The organism is Chroococcidiopsis thermalis PCC 7203 (assembly GCF_000317125.1).
In the GTDB taxonomy this organism is placed as follows: domain Bacteria; phylum Cyanobacteriota; class Cyanobacteriia; order Cyanobacteriales; family Chroococcidiopsidaceae; genus Chroococcidiopsis; species Chroococcidiopsis thermalis.
Window position 1 is genome coordinate 2,795,839 of the sequence record NC_019695.1, and the last position, 14,947, is coordinate 2,810,785.

Annotated in this window: 17 protein-coding genes, 1 tRNA gene, 2 pseudogenes and 1 riboswitch; of the genes and pseudogenes, 4 read left to right on the top strand and 16 right to left on the bottom strand. The window is 44.8% G+C overall.

The features are described from left to right. Positions 1–42: 42 nt before the first annotated feature. The 12 genes and pseudogenes from CHRO_RS12295 to CHRO_RS32130 all read right to left on the bottom strand — a co-directional run. Entirely contained in the window at positions 43–888 is an 846-nt protein-coding gene (locus CHRO_RS12295; RefSeq protein ID WP_015154535.1) for an acyl-CoA desaturase, read from the bottom strand. 782 nt (positions 889–1,670) lie between these two features. Beyond that, a complete protein-coding gene (locus CHRO_RS12305; RefSeq protein ID WP_015154537.1) occupies positions 1,671–1,940 on the bottom strand; it encodes an RNA recognition motif domain-containing protein in 270 nt (89 codons plus the stop codon). Between the two features lie 202 nt (positions 1,941–2,142). Then, complete coding sequence (locus CHRO_RS12310; protein ID WP_015154538.1) at positions 2,143–2,448, bottom strand: P-II family nitrogen regulator; 306 nt, start codon at positions 2,446–2,448, stop codon at positions 2,143–2,145. A 147-nt stretch (positions 2,449–2,595) separates the two neighbouring features. After that, positions 2,596–3,081, bottom strand: coding sequence for an allophycocyanin subunit alpha (locus tag CHRO_RS12315; RefSeq protein ID WP_015154539.1), 486 nt, complete (start codon positions 3,079–3,081; stop codon positions 2,596–2,598). A 630-nt stretch (positions 3,082–3,711) separates the two neighbouring features. After that, the gene (locus CHRO_RS12325; RefSeq protein ID WP_015154540.1) at positions 3,712–3,891 is read right to left on the bottom strand and encodes a chlorophyll a-b binding domain-containing protein; all 180 of its coding nucleotides are present in this window, start codon (positions 3,889–3,891) and stop codon (positions 3,712–3,714) included. Positions 3,892–3,943: 52 nt separating this feature from the next. Beyond that, positions 3,944–4,204, bottom strand: coding sequence for an NblA/ycf18 family protein (locus CHRO_RS12330; RefSeq protein ID WP_015154541.1), 261 nt, complete (start codon positions 4,202–4,204; stop codon positions 3,944–3,946). 535 nt (positions 4,205–4,739) lie between these two features. Continuing rightward, on the bottom strand, positions 4,740–5,387 hold the full coding sequence (locus tag CHRO_RS12335; RefSeq protein WP_015154542.1) for a fasciclin domain-containing protein: 648 nt from the start codon (positions 5,385–5,387) through the stop codon (positions 4,740–4,742). 46 nt (positions 5,388–5,433) lie between these two features. Further along, positions 5,434–5,919, bottom strand: a pseudogene (locus tag CHRO_RS12340) (SAM-dependent methyltransferase); the annotation flags it as partial. Positions 5,920–6,085: 166 nt separating this feature from the next. After that, a complete protein-coding gene (locus CHRO_RS34320) occupies positions 6,086–6,208 on the bottom strand; it encodes a hypothetical protein (RefSeq protein ID WP_256498783.1) in 123 nt (40 codons plus the stop codon). Between the two features lie 73 nt (positions 6,209–6,281). Further along, positions 6,282–7,043, bottom strand: a complete 762-nt coding sequence (locus CHRO_RS12345; RefSeq protein ID WP_015154543.1) for a hypothetical protein — start codon at positions 7,041–7,043, stop codon at positions 6,282–6,284. A 702-nt stretch (positions 7,044–7,745) separates the two neighbouring features. Then, positions 7,746–9,377: a cation:proton antiporter domain-containing protein gene (locus tag CHRO_RS12350; protein ID WP_015154544.1), complete on the bottom strand. Its 1,632-nt coding sequence runs from the start codon at positions 9,375–9,377 to the stop codon at positions 7,746–7,748. A gap of 91 nt (positions 9,378–9,468) precedes the next feature. Further along, positions 9,469–9,551: riboswitch (Fluoride riboswitch) on the bottom strand. 95 nt (positions 9,552–9,646) lie between these two features. Then, positions 9,647–9,823, bottom strand: a pseudogene (locus tag CHRO_RS32130) (IS1 family transposase); the annotation flags it as partial. A 406-nt stretch (positions 9,824–10,229) separates the two neighbouring features. Here CHRO_RS32130 and pqqA point away from each other — a divergent pair. The 3 genes from pqqA to pqqE are packed head-to-tail and all read left to right on the top strand — an operon-like array spanning position 10,230 to position 11,937. Beyond that, positions 10,230–10,436 (top strand): pyrroloquinoline quinone precursor peptide PqqA, encoded by a 207-nt coding sequence (gene pqqA, locus CHRO_RS12355; protein ID WP_015154545.1) that lies wholly within the window; start codon positions 10,230–10,232, stop codon positions 10,434–10,436. 58 nt (positions 10,437–10,494) lie between these two features. Beyond that, a complete protein-coding gene (pqqD, locus tag CHRO_RS12360; RefSeq protein WP_015154546.1) occupies positions 10,495–10,773 on the top strand; it encodes a pyrroloquinoline quinone biosynthesis peptide chaperone PqqD in 279 nt (92 codons plus the stop codon). Positions 10,774–10,800: 27 nt separating this feature from the next. Further along, positions 10,801–11,937, top strand: coding sequence for a pyrroloquinoline quinone biosynthesis protein PqqE (gene pqqE / locus CHRO_RS12365; RefSeq protein WP_015154547.1), 1,137 nt, complete (start codon positions 10,801–10,803; stop codon positions 11,935–11,937). Between the two features lie 327 nt (positions 11,938–12,264). Here the strand turns inward: pqqE and CHRO_RS12370 are convergent, their stop codons facing one another. The 3 genes from CHRO_RS12370 to CHRO_RS12380 all read right to left on the bottom strand — a co-directional run bounded on the left by CHRO_RS12370 (position 12,265) and on the right by CHRO_RS12380 (position 14,543). Continuing rightward, positions 12,265–13,146 carry a DUF2382 domain-containing protein gene (locus CHRO_RS12370; RefSeq protein WP_015154548.1) on the bottom strand — a complete coding sequence of 294 codons (882 nt, stop codon included), beginning with the start codon at positions 13,144–13,146 and terminating at the stop codon, positions 12,265–12,267. Between the two features lie 408 nt (positions 13,147–13,554). Further along, positions 13,555–13,950 carry a RidA family protein gene (locus CHRO_RS12375; protein ID WP_015154549.1) on the bottom strand — a complete coding sequence of 132 codons (396 nt, stop codon included), beginning with the start codon at positions 13,948–13,950 and terminating at the stop codon, positions 13,555–13,557. A 155-nt stretch (positions 13,951–14,105) separates the two neighbouring features. Further along, a complete protein-coding gene (locus CHRO_RS12380) occupies positions 14,106–14,543 on the bottom strand; it encodes an NUDIX domain-containing protein (RefSeq protein WP_015154550.1) in 438 nt (145 codons plus the stop codon). Between the two features lie 59 nt (positions 14,544–14,602). On the opposite strand from CHRO_RS12380, the gene CHRO_RS12385 reads away from it, so the two are divergent. Further along, a tRNA-Ser gene (locus CHRO_RS12385) sits at positions 14,603–14,694 on the top strand. A 10-nt stretch (positions 14,695–14,704) separates the two neighbouring features. On the opposite strand, the gene CHRO_RS32135 is transcribed toward CHRO_RS12385, so the two are convergent. Continuing rightward, positions 14,705–14,854, bottom strand: coding sequence for a hypothetical protein (locus CHRO_RS32135; protein WP_158631942.1), 150 nt, complete (start codon positions 14,852–14,854; stop codon positions 14,705–14,707). Positions 14,855–14,947 lie beyond the last annotated feature (93 nt).

Genomic DNA, 14,947 nt, shown 5'->3' on the forward strand with positions numbered 1-14,947 from the left:
CATAGCATTAGCCTCTGCAACAAGCTAAGATTCGAGTGCGCGTTATGAGGCTGTTGGTGGTAAAACAATTTTTCGAGCTAACCCCATTTGCTTCAAAAGCAGAATTGTCCACCAGGTCAGATCGATTTCCCACCACTTCCAACCCGCTTTTGCCACGTTGGGATAGGCATGATGGTTGTTGTGCCAGCCTTCCCCGTAGGTGAGAATTGCTGCCCACCACAGGTTACGAGAATTATCATCGGAGTCATGGCTGCGGTAGCCAGTGATATGACTTGCAGAGTTGATCAGCCAAGTACTGTGCCAGAGCAAGACTGCTCTTACGAATAGTCCATAGATAACGAATGACCAACCCCCAAGCAGGTATAGTCCAACTCCGAGTGGGATTTGCAGCAACAGATAGTAGCGATCGAGCCAACGGTAGAACGCATCTTTTGCTAAATCCGGTGCAAATTTCCGGTTGGATTCGTACTCAAAAAACTCTGGACGTTTGTACAGCAGCCAACCCATGTGGCTCCACCAGAAACCCCGTTTTGCAGAGTAGGGATCTTTGTCAATGTCTTCGGTGTATGCGTGATGTCTGCGATGTCCTGCGACCCAAAAGAGCGGACCACCTTGTAACGCTAGCGAACCGATCAGGGCGATCGCGTATTCCAATCCCTTCGGCACTTGCAAACTACGATGAGTCAGCAATCGATGATACCCCAAGCAAATGCCAATACTGCCAAATAACCAATGGAGGAAGATTGCTACTCCCAGAGCCGACCAGGAGAAAAACCAGGGTGCTAATAAAGCTATAGCATGAACTGCCGCAAAAAACGTTATGCTCGTCCAATTCGGTACGAGCGGCTGACCGTTCTCGCGGTCAGTTTCAACCATATTCGTCGTCATGAAAACCTTACTTATAACTTATGTTTCTCATCCTAGCCAAGTGTTTTATCGCTCGTGTCCGCCTAGAGTTTGAAGTAGCTGTACTGCTAAAGTAGAGAACTACAAATTATTGGAGGGTTAAGTCGAATACAAACTATCTTCACAACTTCAAGCTGTTGAGCGTGGCAATAACTACAGCAGGTCTCAGAGCTTGAGCTGGTTGGTCATTGCGATCGCTATACAGTGGTTGATAAACTGGCATTTTTTGGTAACAGTGACTACAACGCCAGTAAATTCCTGCCAAATCTATATGACGGAGCAAAATGTATGAACAACAAGGGCATGTAGACTTCCTCAATCTAGATTGCCCAGCATACACGGCTAGATTCTTTCGACTGTTTTCAGTTGTATAAGGAGTCAGTGATTGAAGAGACTTATTTAATAAAACTTGCATTTTTCTAACCTATGTTTGTTAATATTCGATTTAATTTTTATCTGGGATCGCAGCAATCTATAGCTGAATCCATAGCTCTTATCTGCACTTCTAGTTTAAAATCTCTCAATTAAGCCCTTAACTATCTCTTTTTTCAGAAGTGACTGCGATCGCAATTCTGAAGCAACAAAGCGGGCAAAGTCAGATGAGACAATTAGGAGGAATTAAAATAAAGATCGTTTGAATCTCGCGGTAGTAGAAACCTACTCGCAACAGTACGCATGTCCCATTTTCTTCTGCACTGCTGCGTTCTTGTATATTAAGCAGCTAGAGAAACCAAAAAGCAATTGCTTCCCGCTGGAAATTTTTTCTACAAGCGGCTCAACGAAACGTCCTTTAACTCAATCCTAGCTCTATTCACTGTGAGGATACGACCCATCCATTCAATGCCTCTCAGCATCTGAACTGCCGATATTTCTTCGGCACATGTTTCCATTTCTACTACAGCAAATCCTCTGTTCTTGCCAGTTTTATGATTTGTAGGTATATGAACCTGTTTCACAGTTCCATACTCTAAAAATATCCGCTTGAGGTCGTCTTCTTCAACCTCAGAAGATAGATTTTCTATATAAATTGACATGCAATAACCCCCAAACCTATTAGGTGTAGAGCTTTAGATTCGGGAAGATGTCTATGGCAGAGTGTCTAATGCTTAGTCACGTAGCCGAAAATAATTCTCGTTAATTTAATCTTAGCATAAAATGCTCGATCGCGCTTAAAGAACTAATTCTTGAGCAGCTTTTTCAGTAGCTTTTTAACTTCCTCAACCTCGCGTTTAACAATCAATACAAAGCTTCTACCTTTTGTCGAAAGGCAATTAAAGCGTGCTTGCCATGATGCTCTTTAAGTGCCAAGAAAATAGTATCTGAGACTTCTGGCGACACAATTGTCTTGATTTCAATATTAGTGTTGTAGCCTGCCATGTCTCCCAAGCGTCTGCCGTGACCACCCTCACCCTGCACTTGAATAATAGTGTAGCCACTAACATTGTGGCTTTTCAGTAATTGGACAATGCTATCTTTGAGTACTGTTTCACCGATAATAGTAACTAGGACGGCAGATTGGGTTGGGGTGGCTTCGGGTGACATATAAAACTCCACTTTAGTATTAGGTTCTACTCTGGGTCATTTAACCAATTTTATCCGACCAGACCGACCAAAGCTTAAATTGCTCGGCAGAATTCGATCGGAGTTATGTTACATAGACCTAAAATACTTAAATCGATAGCCCTTGCTCTACTGCATAGCACCGATTAAGTAGTCGAAATAAGCACCAACTTCGCCAGCGTCTTCTCCAGACATCATCGTGCTAGTGACATTCTTCATGGCTCGGACGCTCTCGACGACAGCTTCGATAGGAGTCCCCAGAGATCTGTACATTTGGCGGACACCAATCACCCCAATTTCTTCAATTGGCGTAGCATCACCAGCCACAATAGCGTATGTAATCAAACGTAGATAGTAATCCATGTCCCGCAAGCAGGTTGCAGTCATTTCCCGACCGTAAGCATTTCCCCCAGGAGAAACGATGTCCGGTCGCCTTTGGAACAGTTGACTTCCAGCTTGTTTGATAATGCCTTCTCGATTAGCTGTCAGCGCTTGAGCAAGGCGCAGCCGGCGATCGCCACTCTGGGCTAAGATCTTAATCTGCTCCAATTCGCCAGGGGTAGGATAGCGAGTTTCTGCGTCTGCGTTAACAATCAACTTCTTGACAATACTCATGAATGGATTCCTTTAAAGAAATGAGAGCGAATTTATTCAAACCATCACGATTCAATGTAAATATTAGGTCTATACTTTTTGTTGACTTAAACCTAATAGGGCGATCGCTTCTTTCTATTCAGTGCATTTTATTTCCTATTTTGAAATCTGAATATCTGACTAAATTCGGTTTACACCAAGGAGCGAAAAATCTCTAGTAAGGAGTTGCGGGCTTCAGAACGCGGTATGGCTGCCCTGAAGTACTAACCACATTAGGATGACAGCTTGAACCTGACTCAGTAAGTCGTGTAGTTTCTCACCCTCGCGAAAAACGAAGTATGAATCCCTTCGGCTTGATATCCCGATCTGGGTAGTCCTTTAAGTCAGTCCAAGAGTGTATATGAGGATATCAGCTCTATCTGTTGATGTTCATATAGAATATCGCTACCGAGCCACCAATGCAGATTGTCTCGAATTTTATTTTGTAGTGATGTCTTGAGATTAGAAATAGCTCCAAGAATTAGTTAAATTTAACTGTGTATTAATTTGTTAAGCTCGAAAGGTTCATGACAGCTTATTTGTCAGTGAAGCTGACCTAGCCAACGGCAAAGGCGCGATCGCGGTCAGCATCATTACAGGGTAACTGCTAACTTATAGAAGATTCCAGAAGTGAAGAAAGCCTTGACTAGAAAATACTTCAATTAAGATGACAGACAAAAAACCAATCATTGCTAAACGACCGTTCCAAATTTCAGATTGGGGAGTAAATCCCCAAAGCCAAGCATTGCGATCTTTAAGCGAAGAAGAAGTAAGATTTGTGTTAGCAGACATAGTTAATACTCCAATTTTTGTTAGCGATTTGCTCGGTGATGTAAAGTCATTACTATTTCTTGGTTTTCAGCAAACCAAAATCTTGCTCTATTTGCCAATCCTTTTTCAGAATTCCTTTGTATATCATGTTCTGAATTATCATGTGCTTGTACTGCAAAATCGATAACTCTTGAGCTTGTTCGCGAGACATTTGCCTTACTCGGTCGGCGAAACTTCTGAAGCTAAATTCCTGCTCTAAAGTTAATTCGCTAGTTCGATCCATCGCTGCCTCCCGTACCCAATTTAGGGTGAAAACTGTCAGCCAATGTTGCATTAGGAGCTAGAAATCTAAATCTGAAATCAATCGACTCCTAATGTTAACGACTTGCCAAAAGCAAAGGCAGTTAACGGAATTGACGTAGCGATCGCAACAGTAAAGACATCTTGGAAAGCATTACAACATTACTCTCCAGATATGGGATACTCAGATAGAAAATCGACTCTTTAATCGGATAGATATCGCACGTACCTTGGCGATTAGAGGCACACAGAGCTATTTCTCCTACTTTTCACCTCGCACAATCAATGTAACATACTATTTACATATTTAGATACTTAGAGCTGATTGTGATGTTGCTTCTACCTTTACCAACAACTCTGCATCGATCGCGTAGAAGTACGTTACACCCTGCCATTATAAGGATTACTCCCGATTGAGAACATTTCGCAGCTCAATCGGTTCCAGCATTCGGAATGGGATTTTATAATGTCGATCGACCCTTGCCAAGTAGCGGCTCGGCTCGTACAATTCCCAGAAACAATATGTTATCTTCCGGTAGAGACGCAAAATTTTGCGTCTCTCAGCCGAACTAGATATTAAAGTTGGGCGGTAAGATAATGCGATCGACAATGTGAACCACACCATTGCTAGCCGGAATATCTGCTTGGGTTACGGTAGCATCATTGACTTTCACAGAGTTAGCAGTTTGGTCAACTTGAACGTTGACATTTGCACCTTCTACCGTTTTCACGTCTCCCGATTGCAGTTGATTGGCACTCACTTGACCAGGGACGACATGGTAAAAAAGAATCTGGGCAAGCTGTTGGCGATTTTCTGGTTGTAGCAGGCGTTGTCGAGTTTCTGCGGGAAGGGCATTGAAGGCAGCATCCGAGGGTGCGAACACCGTATATGGACCCTGAAGTTCTAAGACTTCGTTAGCATCTGTTTCATCAATGACAGAAGCAAGGGTTTTTAGTGAAGGATTTGCTTGCACTACATCAACGACATGATTATCATCTGCCTCTGCTTGCCCAGCAGGAGGGGTTGTAGTTCTTGGTGTCGTGCCTGGTGTTGGCTCAATTGGGGATGTTGTAGCACCTGGGGATGGCTCAGTCGCGGTCGGAGGGTTCTGTGCTGTTTGTTGTGGTTCGCAAGCAGCGATGACTGGGAGAATCATCAAACCTGCCGCGAGTCCTGCTAATTTTTTCATCGTGTGAGTACGATTTTGAACCTTCATCCGCTCTATCCTCTGTTTTTGAAATTAAATTTTTCCGAATGTTAAATTAAGAGCGCAAATTCTCTGGAATTTTTTCTGGTACAGTCCACAAGTAAATCGTTCTGCCGTCTATCTGCTCGACTCTTTCGGGTTTCCAGTCACCCATGCCATAGTTATGAGAAACAATGCGAGTTCCTGGCTTTAGTTCTTGCAACAACTTGGGACGCAGTTTGAGATTGTTCTCTGTCAATAAATAAAGCGTCACGACTGTGGCTTCGCTCATGTCCGTTTGAAACAAGTCTTGCTGGCTAAACTGGACGCGATCGCTGACTCCTACTGTTTTTGCATTCCGCTCTGCCTCTTGAACCAGTTGAGGGTCGATCTCTATACCAATTCCCCTGGCTCCGTATCTTTGAGCAGCAGTTATGGGAATTCCTCCATCTCCGCTACCAAGGTCGTAAATCACGTCATTCTTACCGACATTTGCCAGTTTCAGCATTGCATCTACAACAGGCTGAGGTGTTGGTACGTAAGGGACATCCAGTTGCCGTTGTAGAACTCAAACGCCAGGATTGAACTCTGTTTGGGGTTCTGTACCAAATCGACGCTGTTGCTTGCATCCGACAAATAATCAGCTACCAATACTGATACTGATGGCGAGTAGCCGTAGCATCTGTCGTTGCTGCATAGTTGATTTTCCTCCTAGCGCAATCGATTTACTACAACAGAAGAACTTTACGGTTTGGCAGGGGGTACAGGTGAACGTACCTGTGCAGGAGACGTAGCGCGATCGCGCCCAGAATTGCAGTTAAGGCTAAACTGAAGAATGCTCCTTGCTTCATAGTTGCTTGCTTTCAATATCCTGCTTCTAGTTTTCAAACCAAAAATGATGCCAACATGACAACTCGACAGTTCTTACAATCCTTCAAAGTTGTAACCAACACCGATCGTCAGTCCTACACTAGTACTGTCAAAGAAGCCGACATTCACACCAGCATTTGCTGTCAGTCGATCGCCAATTGGTACGTCAGCACCAGCAGTGAGCATTGGTCCTACATCGCTGTTGTCTCCTGTGGCGATCGCTAAACCACCTCCTACGTAAGGTGCGAAACTAGAGATTGCTTCTGTCGCTGCTCCTGTAGGTTGCACGGTAAAGTCATAAGTAATTGGAATCAGAAAGGTAGTGTCATCCCCAATGACAACAGCAGGACGAGCAGAGACAGCTTCGGTGAATCCGATTTTGCTGATAACTGTGAAGTTACCGATACCCAAAGCCGTGTCGCCACCGCCCAGACCGATGTTACCGCCAACTCCAACATAGCTGGAACCACCACGAGTAGCTCTACCTGGTTCAATTGCACCTGGAGTGGGCTGAGTTGGTGTAGTCTGAGTTGGTGTAGTTGCAGGTGGTTGTGTAGTTGGGGTAGTCGGTTGAGTGCTGGGATATGTCGGCTCAGTAGTAGGAGTTGTGGGTTGAGTCGTAGGATAAGTAGGGTCAACTTGAGCTACTACAGAATTTGTAGGTTCATGTCTCAGTGCAGCCGCTGAAGTTGAAACTTTCGTATTTTCTGCGTTGTTACTAGCAGTCTGAGCTTGAGCTGACAGTCCGCCTGCCAATACAGCTACGGTGGCGATCGCGATGATAGTAGAAATCTGCTGAATAGGTTTGGTGTTCACGAGCGGTCCCTCAAATGTTTCCAGAAGTAGCTAACAGTGCCATTAACTATGGCAACTGATTTGAAAATTACCTGACTTTTTGTTTAGCTATCTTTAGCATCACGAACAAAAATGATGAGAAAATGACAACAAATGATAAAGATTTCAGTTTTTAGAATATTTGATGAGCCATGAAATGAGGAGTGTGAAGCTCTAATCTTATTTTTAAGTTTTGACTTGTCTTCGCCAGAAAAAATCTCTAACACCAGATATATGTCTTTAGAGACGCGAGGGTAATTTATGTTTACTTCTCGCTCAGATTCGACCACAGTAATATTCAAGATAATTCTTTAGAACGGGTTTTAAAACTCCCTTTCTCAAGATAAAGATATAGAAAAATTTAAGTTTCGATTTCTGTCTAAAGATTGTGGTAAGCGGCTCGGAATTGAGTCTAGTAGTATACAAGTAAAAGACTTGAAGAGAACGAATATGAAACTAAAACCTTTGTTCGGTATTGCCATGACAGCGTAGCAAAGAATCTCAGCAGGAAACACCCACTGACGTTGCTGAAGAGCGTACCGTAGGGAATTGCAGTGCCAAACAATTGTACGAACCACGCACCGAGGTAATAGCGGCTAAGCGCAAAGCGCGATTGCTCTTGGTGCGATCGCAAGAGAAGTGCGAAGTACGGGATCTTTGAGCATATTTCAGGATTCCGACGAATTAACCAACGAATTGGTTATCTTCAACGACAATTACCGGAATCGGACTCGATTCTAGTACTGCTTGGGAAACCGAACCGACTAAAACTTCATCCCAAGCTCGATGTCCCCGTTTACCGATGACAATCTCAGCCACTCCATATTCTCGCGCCACTCGAACAATAGTCTCTGGAACCGAGCCTTCTAGGGTGATGAATTGATGGCGGATATCTGCTAAAAGACGTTGGGCTTTTTCTTTGAGCAATGCCACTTTTTGAGAATCTTGCCTGCGGATGACGTGCAACACGATCGCTTCACTATCGCTCCGACGGGCAAGTTCTGCGGCTTTTGTTAGCACTTGAGCGGCTAAGGGGGAGGTATCCACGACTGCTAAGATAATAATGCGGCGAGTCACTGCTACCTTTGTCGGGTCAACCTCACCACGCTCCAGTAGTTTCGGCGCAAATGTCGGAATTGCCCAAGCTCCTAGAGGCGCAGTGACCAAAATTGACAGCGCCGCGATCGCCAGAATTGTTTCTCCTCCTTCGATCCCAGATGCTAACGGTAGTGCGCCGATTGCTGCCTGAACGGTTGCCTTAGCAGAATTACCAGGTAAGAGAAATAATCGCTCCCGCCAGTTCCAGTTGCTACCCAAGGTAGACAAGTACCATCCAATCGCCCGTCCGATTAGGGTTCCAATTATTAGAATCAGTAGCCCTGGAAGTAAAATTTTTCCTAACACTTGCAATTGAATGCTTGCCCCTAGCAAGACAAACAAGACAATTTCCGCTACCACCCATAAACTGTCAAACCCACTCCGCAATCGTCGCGCTAAAGGCGGATCGAATGCGATCGCAAAAAATCCGATTGCCATCACAGCCAAGTAGCCAGAGAAAATTGGCAATTTCTCTGCCGCTACCACGAGCAACAGAGCCAAACTTGCCGCTACCAACGTATCTTGTACCGCATTCTGCGTCCAGTTTTGCTTTGTTAGCAGAGATACCAAAAGCCGCGCCGTCAGCAGCCCTAGTACAACTCCCAGCACAATTTGGAAAATAATTTGTAACGGCAGCAGATGCAGCGCGCTTAAAGTTAAACCTCCCGGTAACTTTACACCTGCTGCACTCCCTTGGGAAAGGAATGTCAATAACAGGCTAAATACTAATAGCAGCAAAACATCTGACAAAGCGCTACCCGTCAAAATCGCATCGGGAATTCCTTTGTTTACGCCCCAACCAAGGCTTTTCAATCGCAACATTCCTGGCACGATGACAGCCGGAGACTCTGCCCCAATGATGCAACCCAGCATTAATCCAGTGAGAAAGTCAAACTGAAAAATTGTCATTGCAGCCAAAGCAACAGCTATTGCCTCACACGCCGCTGGTAAAAATCCCAATCGCAGTGCTACAGATCCCTGTCGGGCTAGCTTTTCCCGATCCAGCCCTAGCCCTGCCTTCATCAAAATCGCCATCACAGCGATCGTTCGCAGAGTGCCAGCTGCCTCCAGAACGCTAGGGCTAATTGCATTTGCCACCTGTGGACCTAAGAAAATCCCCACCAGCACCATGCCTACCAGCGCCGGAATTTTCAAGCGACGAGCAATTTGACCGCCAAAAAAGCCAAATAGCAAAATCCAGATAAAGCTCTCTAACATCGCGCAACTACGGGTTAGTTAACAGTTGAACCGTAACTCGCGTTGGAAAGTTAGATTGGCTAGCGATAGCCCTACCCTTCCGCCGCAAGCCGGAACAGTAGGAGCCATCAGCCTTCTGGTTGTCATGTCAATTTCCAGATGGCAGTTAAGGCGAGCCCCATCACCTCAGATTATTTTTACAATTGTAAAACCATCCGTGCCGTCCATAAGTATATCGAGACGATTGTGCCTCAAGCAAGTGTGGGATAAACAGCAATATCTTCCCAAGTTCAAGGTTCTGAGGTTAGGTCTGCCCTTTGAGCAGTAGTACCATTACGGGAATGTACCCAAATCCAATTGAAATAGCTCAGGACAAGCCTTAAAGTAACTTTCGTCTGCTCCCAGATTTGCCCAAACTTATTTTGTCGTCGATGCCATCGCCCTGTTTGCTGCCGGATGATACCATTATGCATAACTTTACAGCTTACTACCGCTTTTTTACAAGATAAAAAAATAAGTTTCTGTCTTTTTTAGAAACTTTAATAAACATGAAAATCACAATAAAAATAACTGTCTTGGGTAAGAAGTCGCTCTGTATGAAGAGTGACTTATTTATTGAAATTAAGTAAGCGTTAAAATATTTGCTACTAAAGTATGTTGATTAGCCTGACCGCCAATTGTGACTGAAAAATGACAAACATCTAACGGCTAGTAATAGATAATATGTAATTGACAATTGCTAGTATCGTTACCAGAGTAGAGAGCGATCGCCGCTCGATTACTCAACGCCTACGTAAAAAGCTAGAAAGAACGCACCCTGAAAGACCTGAGCAAAAGTTAGGTTAATGACACGATCGCATAAGGAGAACTATCATGGTTTGGGACAAAATAGATCGCTCTACACCAGACGAGCAAAGCAACAGTTCTAAAGCCCCCCAAGGTACACCTGGAGAAAGTTCTTACCATCCACCCATCGGCAAGCCACTGACGGATTGGGAGCAACCAGATTATGACGAACTCGATCTATGCATGGAAGTCACAACATATATTTACCAATGGCAACGATCGGGGCTGGGGTAAGAAGTCAGAAGTCGATTGACACTCCTCTAATCCCTTGTCTCTTTGTCTTCGCTCCTCCATGTCTAACATGAAAAACCACTCGCGACCGCATTTAGCCCAAGGTGTACGCTTGCAGTGGGACGAGTTAAGACAACAACATTTACTTCTGATGCCAGAAGGCGCGCTGATGTTAAATTCTACGGCGGCGGCTGTATTAGAGCTGTGCGATGGTAGGCGTACCATTGGGGCGATCGCGCAGCGGTTAAAAACACAATATCGAGGCGAGACACTAGAAGATGACGTGCGCCGCTTGCTGATTCGGCTCAGCGCGCGGGGACTATTAGTCGAGCGCGATTAATCGTGTCGATGCCAAGGAGAAGAATTAATGTCAGAATTCTTACCAGTCAAGACGACGGATAGACCTTTGACTCTGATTGCAGAGTTAACCTATCGCTGTCCCCTGAGTTGTCCCTACTGCTCTAATCCACTCAACTATCACGATAAACATTATCGTCAGGAACTTGCTACTGATGATTGGCTGCGGACGATCCGGCAAGCCCGAAACTTGGGTGTATGGCAATTGGGTTTTTCTGGTGGCGAACCACTGTTGAGACAGGATTTAGAGGTTTTAGTCAAAGCAGCCGCCCAAGTTGAACTTTATACGACTTTGGTTACTGCTGGTACGTTGTTGACATTAGAACGAGCTACGCAGCTTTGTCATGCCGGACTTAACCACATCCAAATTAGCATTCAAGATAGTCGCGCTGCCCAGTCTGACTATCTTGCTGGCATTCGTTGTTTCGAGCAAAAACTCGCTGCAGCACGAATTGTCAAAGATTTGGGTTTACCACTGACGCTGAACTTTGTCTTGCATCGGCAAAACATCGAGCGCCTGGAGGAGATGTTAGAGTTATGCGAGCAATTACAAGCAGATCGGGTAGAACTGGCACAGACTCAATACTACGGTTGGGCATTGCATAATCGTGCTGCTTTACTGCCAACACCCCAACAATTAGAACGAGCAGCGCAGATTGTAGCCGTGGCTAAAAAAAGCCGCATTTGCCCGATGGGAATTTTATATGTCATTCCCGACTATTACGAAGATTATCCCAAACCCTGTATGGGTGGTTGGGGTCGTCGGGCTTTGGTTGTGGCTCCCCACGGGGATGTCATGCCTTGTCAAGCCGCCAGTTCTATTCCTGAGATAGAATTTGCTAACGTCCGCGATCGCGATTTAGATTGGATTTGGTTTGAATCGCCTGCTTTCAATCGCTTTCGAGGAACCGACTGGATGAGCGAACCTTGTCGCAGTTGCGATCGCGCCCAAATTGACTTTGGTGGTTGCCGTTGCCAAGCACTACTGTTAACAAATAACGCTGCTGCAACCGATCCAGTCTGCCATTTATCACCCCATCATGACTTAGTAGTCACAGCCAGAGAAGAGGCATTAGAACAATCTCTGCCTTTGGTACATCGCTCGTCGGTTGCATCGCTCGGCGTAAAGGAGGCGTACCATAAGTAGTACCAGCCTCCCACATCAAAGCGCATAGCAAATTGTAAGCGAGTCAATAAACAGAAAGCTCTGTACGTACCATAGAGGGAGTTTTACAACGCAAAATATCCATTCCCAAAGTTGTGTTTAAATGTCGTAAATTTAGTTCAACACTCCAAGGTTCACCAGAAAGCCTGAGAACTTCAAGAGGAGAATATTTGGTTGTCTCCAATAAAGTAGTGATTAAACTCTCTCAGTGAGTGCGCAAGCCAGGCATGATAATCTAATAGTAAATTTCTCGCACACTCAAGGTGAAGGGCAAAGTCACAAAATTGACACTAATCAAACCTAAATGCTCTATCGGTGGTAGTTAGGATCGTTCTTATCTACAACCGGACGATCTGAAGCATCCAAATCTAGTTCTTCTCGCCGCACCGTTTCTTCGGCGTTGACCATTTCGCGATCGGTTTCCTTTCTAACTCTTACTTCTTCGCGTAAAACAGCTTCCTTACGAATGTCGGGAGTTTCTTCATAGATCTCCATACGTGCAGCTTCACCTTCGCGGAAGTTGGCTTCTCCTGGAGCTGCTGGTCTACCAGCATCATTTGGCGTGACGCGCTCGACCACGACTCGTTCTTTTTCTACTGGAACTGAAACTCTTTCTGTTTCAGTTTCAACGCGCTTGCCTACGGAAACTTCTCCGGCTTTACGACGGGTTTTATTCGCAATCAGCCTTTCTTCATACAGCTTGAGCGATTGACGATCTGGCTGGTTCATATCGTACAGATCTGGCTCTTGCTGATAGTTGTAAGTGCTGCGATCGGAATCAACTGTTTTTGCTGCTGGAGCTGTCGAACCTAATGCTGCTGATGATTCTAGGGGGCGATCGCGATAAACTCCCCGCACCCGTTCTTCGTATGCGTCATCAATTTTCAGATCGTCGCTAAACTCTGGTAAGCTTTCCGCTTGCTCTTTGGTAAAGCCGACCGCATAAACGTGTCGCTGGTTTTGGTCAATGCGAGAACGTCCCACTGGTAGCAATACCTGTTTACCAAAAATCCAAAAACCAGTGTCAACAACTAAATAACGAAAACGACCATCTTCATCGACCAAGATATTCTTGACAGTGCCGACTTTTTCATTATCTCTGTCTGAATAAACCTCGTAATCTTTGATATCGTCGCCGTCAAAAGAATCTCGATAATTAGTATCAAAGTCCTCAAGTTTGTGAAGAGCCATATTAATTCCTTCCATTTCATTTAAACTTATTAACCAGACTAAAACTTTATCTGGATAATGTATCTTGCTAGCGATAGAGATAAAATGTTTTCACTGATACAATTACTCTGCCTTTTGATGTAGCTACGTCCAATAAATGACAAGCTAACTAATAAACCAAATAGCTATCAATTTGCGATTGGATATAATTTATTGTTTCAAACTGAAGATAGAAAAAAATAAAAGCTAGGCTCTAGTAATACAGAAAATTAATCGAGTGGTTTGACGTTGCTAAGCAATAGCTGAACGCGATCGCGCCACTCAAAGCAGAGGAATTACACGCACAGGCGCGGGAGATCGTTCAGCCTGATTTCGAGCGATCGGTTTCCCTTGACACACTCTACGGACTTATCGCCATGTAAAATTCAATTAAGCAGCGATCGCCGCAATACACTCAATCTCTACCAACACATCTTTCGGCAACCGCGATACTTGCACGCAAGCACGCGCTGGGGCATTTGCTTCATCAAAATGTTGAGCATAAACCGCATTCATCGCCGCAAAATCATTCATATCTTTTAAGAATACGGTTGTCTTCACCACATCCTGAAACTTTGCTCCTGCTGCGGCGAGAATTGCCTCTAAATTTGCCATCACTTGCTTTGTCTGGGCGGTGACATTCCCCGTACCGATAATTTCCCCACTCTGAGGATCGAGGGGAATTTGCCCAGCGACAAATACCATTTGTCCGCTAGCCGCGATCGCTTGATTATATGGTCCCACGGGTGCGGGTGCGGCATCGGTACGGATGATTTTGCGAGTCATAAGTAAGTCAAAAGTCAAAAGTTAAATGTCAAAATGTCTGGGGCTGATGATGCCAGCTAAATGCATGACAGTCTAGATTGGCGTAAGGTTGGCTGTACTTGTAGAAGTTTGTTCGCCAAATATCACAGTAGAACAACAACTATGTTAAGTAAACCCTACTCACTCGTTAACAAGGGACGAATATTGTAATGACGGTAACGCCAATAATCGCGCAAGATGCGATCGTGATCGAAGCATAAGTTCGTAGGGACTTGCCAAGATTCAAAAATGCCAACACCCTTAGCATCATCTCCAGCTTTGGGTTCGCCTGTTGCCGTAGCAATGAATACTACGCTTAACGTATGCTGGCGCGGATCGCGGTTGGGATCGGAATAAACGTGAAACTGTTCGATTAATTCTACCTGCAAGCCAATTTCTTCTTCAGCTTCTCGACGTGCGGCTAGTTCTGCTAACTCCCCATAATCGATAAAACCGCCAGGGATCGCCCAACCGTAAGGAGGATTATGGCGCTCGATTAAGACGATCGGTCGCTGCGGTCGGTCAATTAATTCAATAATGATGTCAACTGTCGGGACGGGATTGCGGTAAGCCATAAATAATTGGTTTTGCTTCTTAGTGCAAAGCTTGTTATAATCATGAAGCCATGTCACCAGGAGAGGTGGCTGAGTGGTCGAAAGCGGCAGATTGCTAATCTGTTGATGGACTCGTAAGACCCATCCGAGGGTTCGAATCCCTCCCTCTCCGTTTTAAGAATTTACCAGATTTCTGCTGTGGGTGAATTGCACCTCATCAACCCATAGCTGAAAGAGAATTGTGGCGATCGCCAATCGCCTCGTTCCTCTATCATTTGGCAAAAATTATTGCGATCGCGGAACTTTATTGCTGAAGAAAATATCTCCGCCATTGGGTAGGTGTAATTAGATCCAGTTTTCTACCCAGTTATGCAAGAATAATCTGCATTAATTTTCAATCGCACAGACGATAAACAACTCTATGA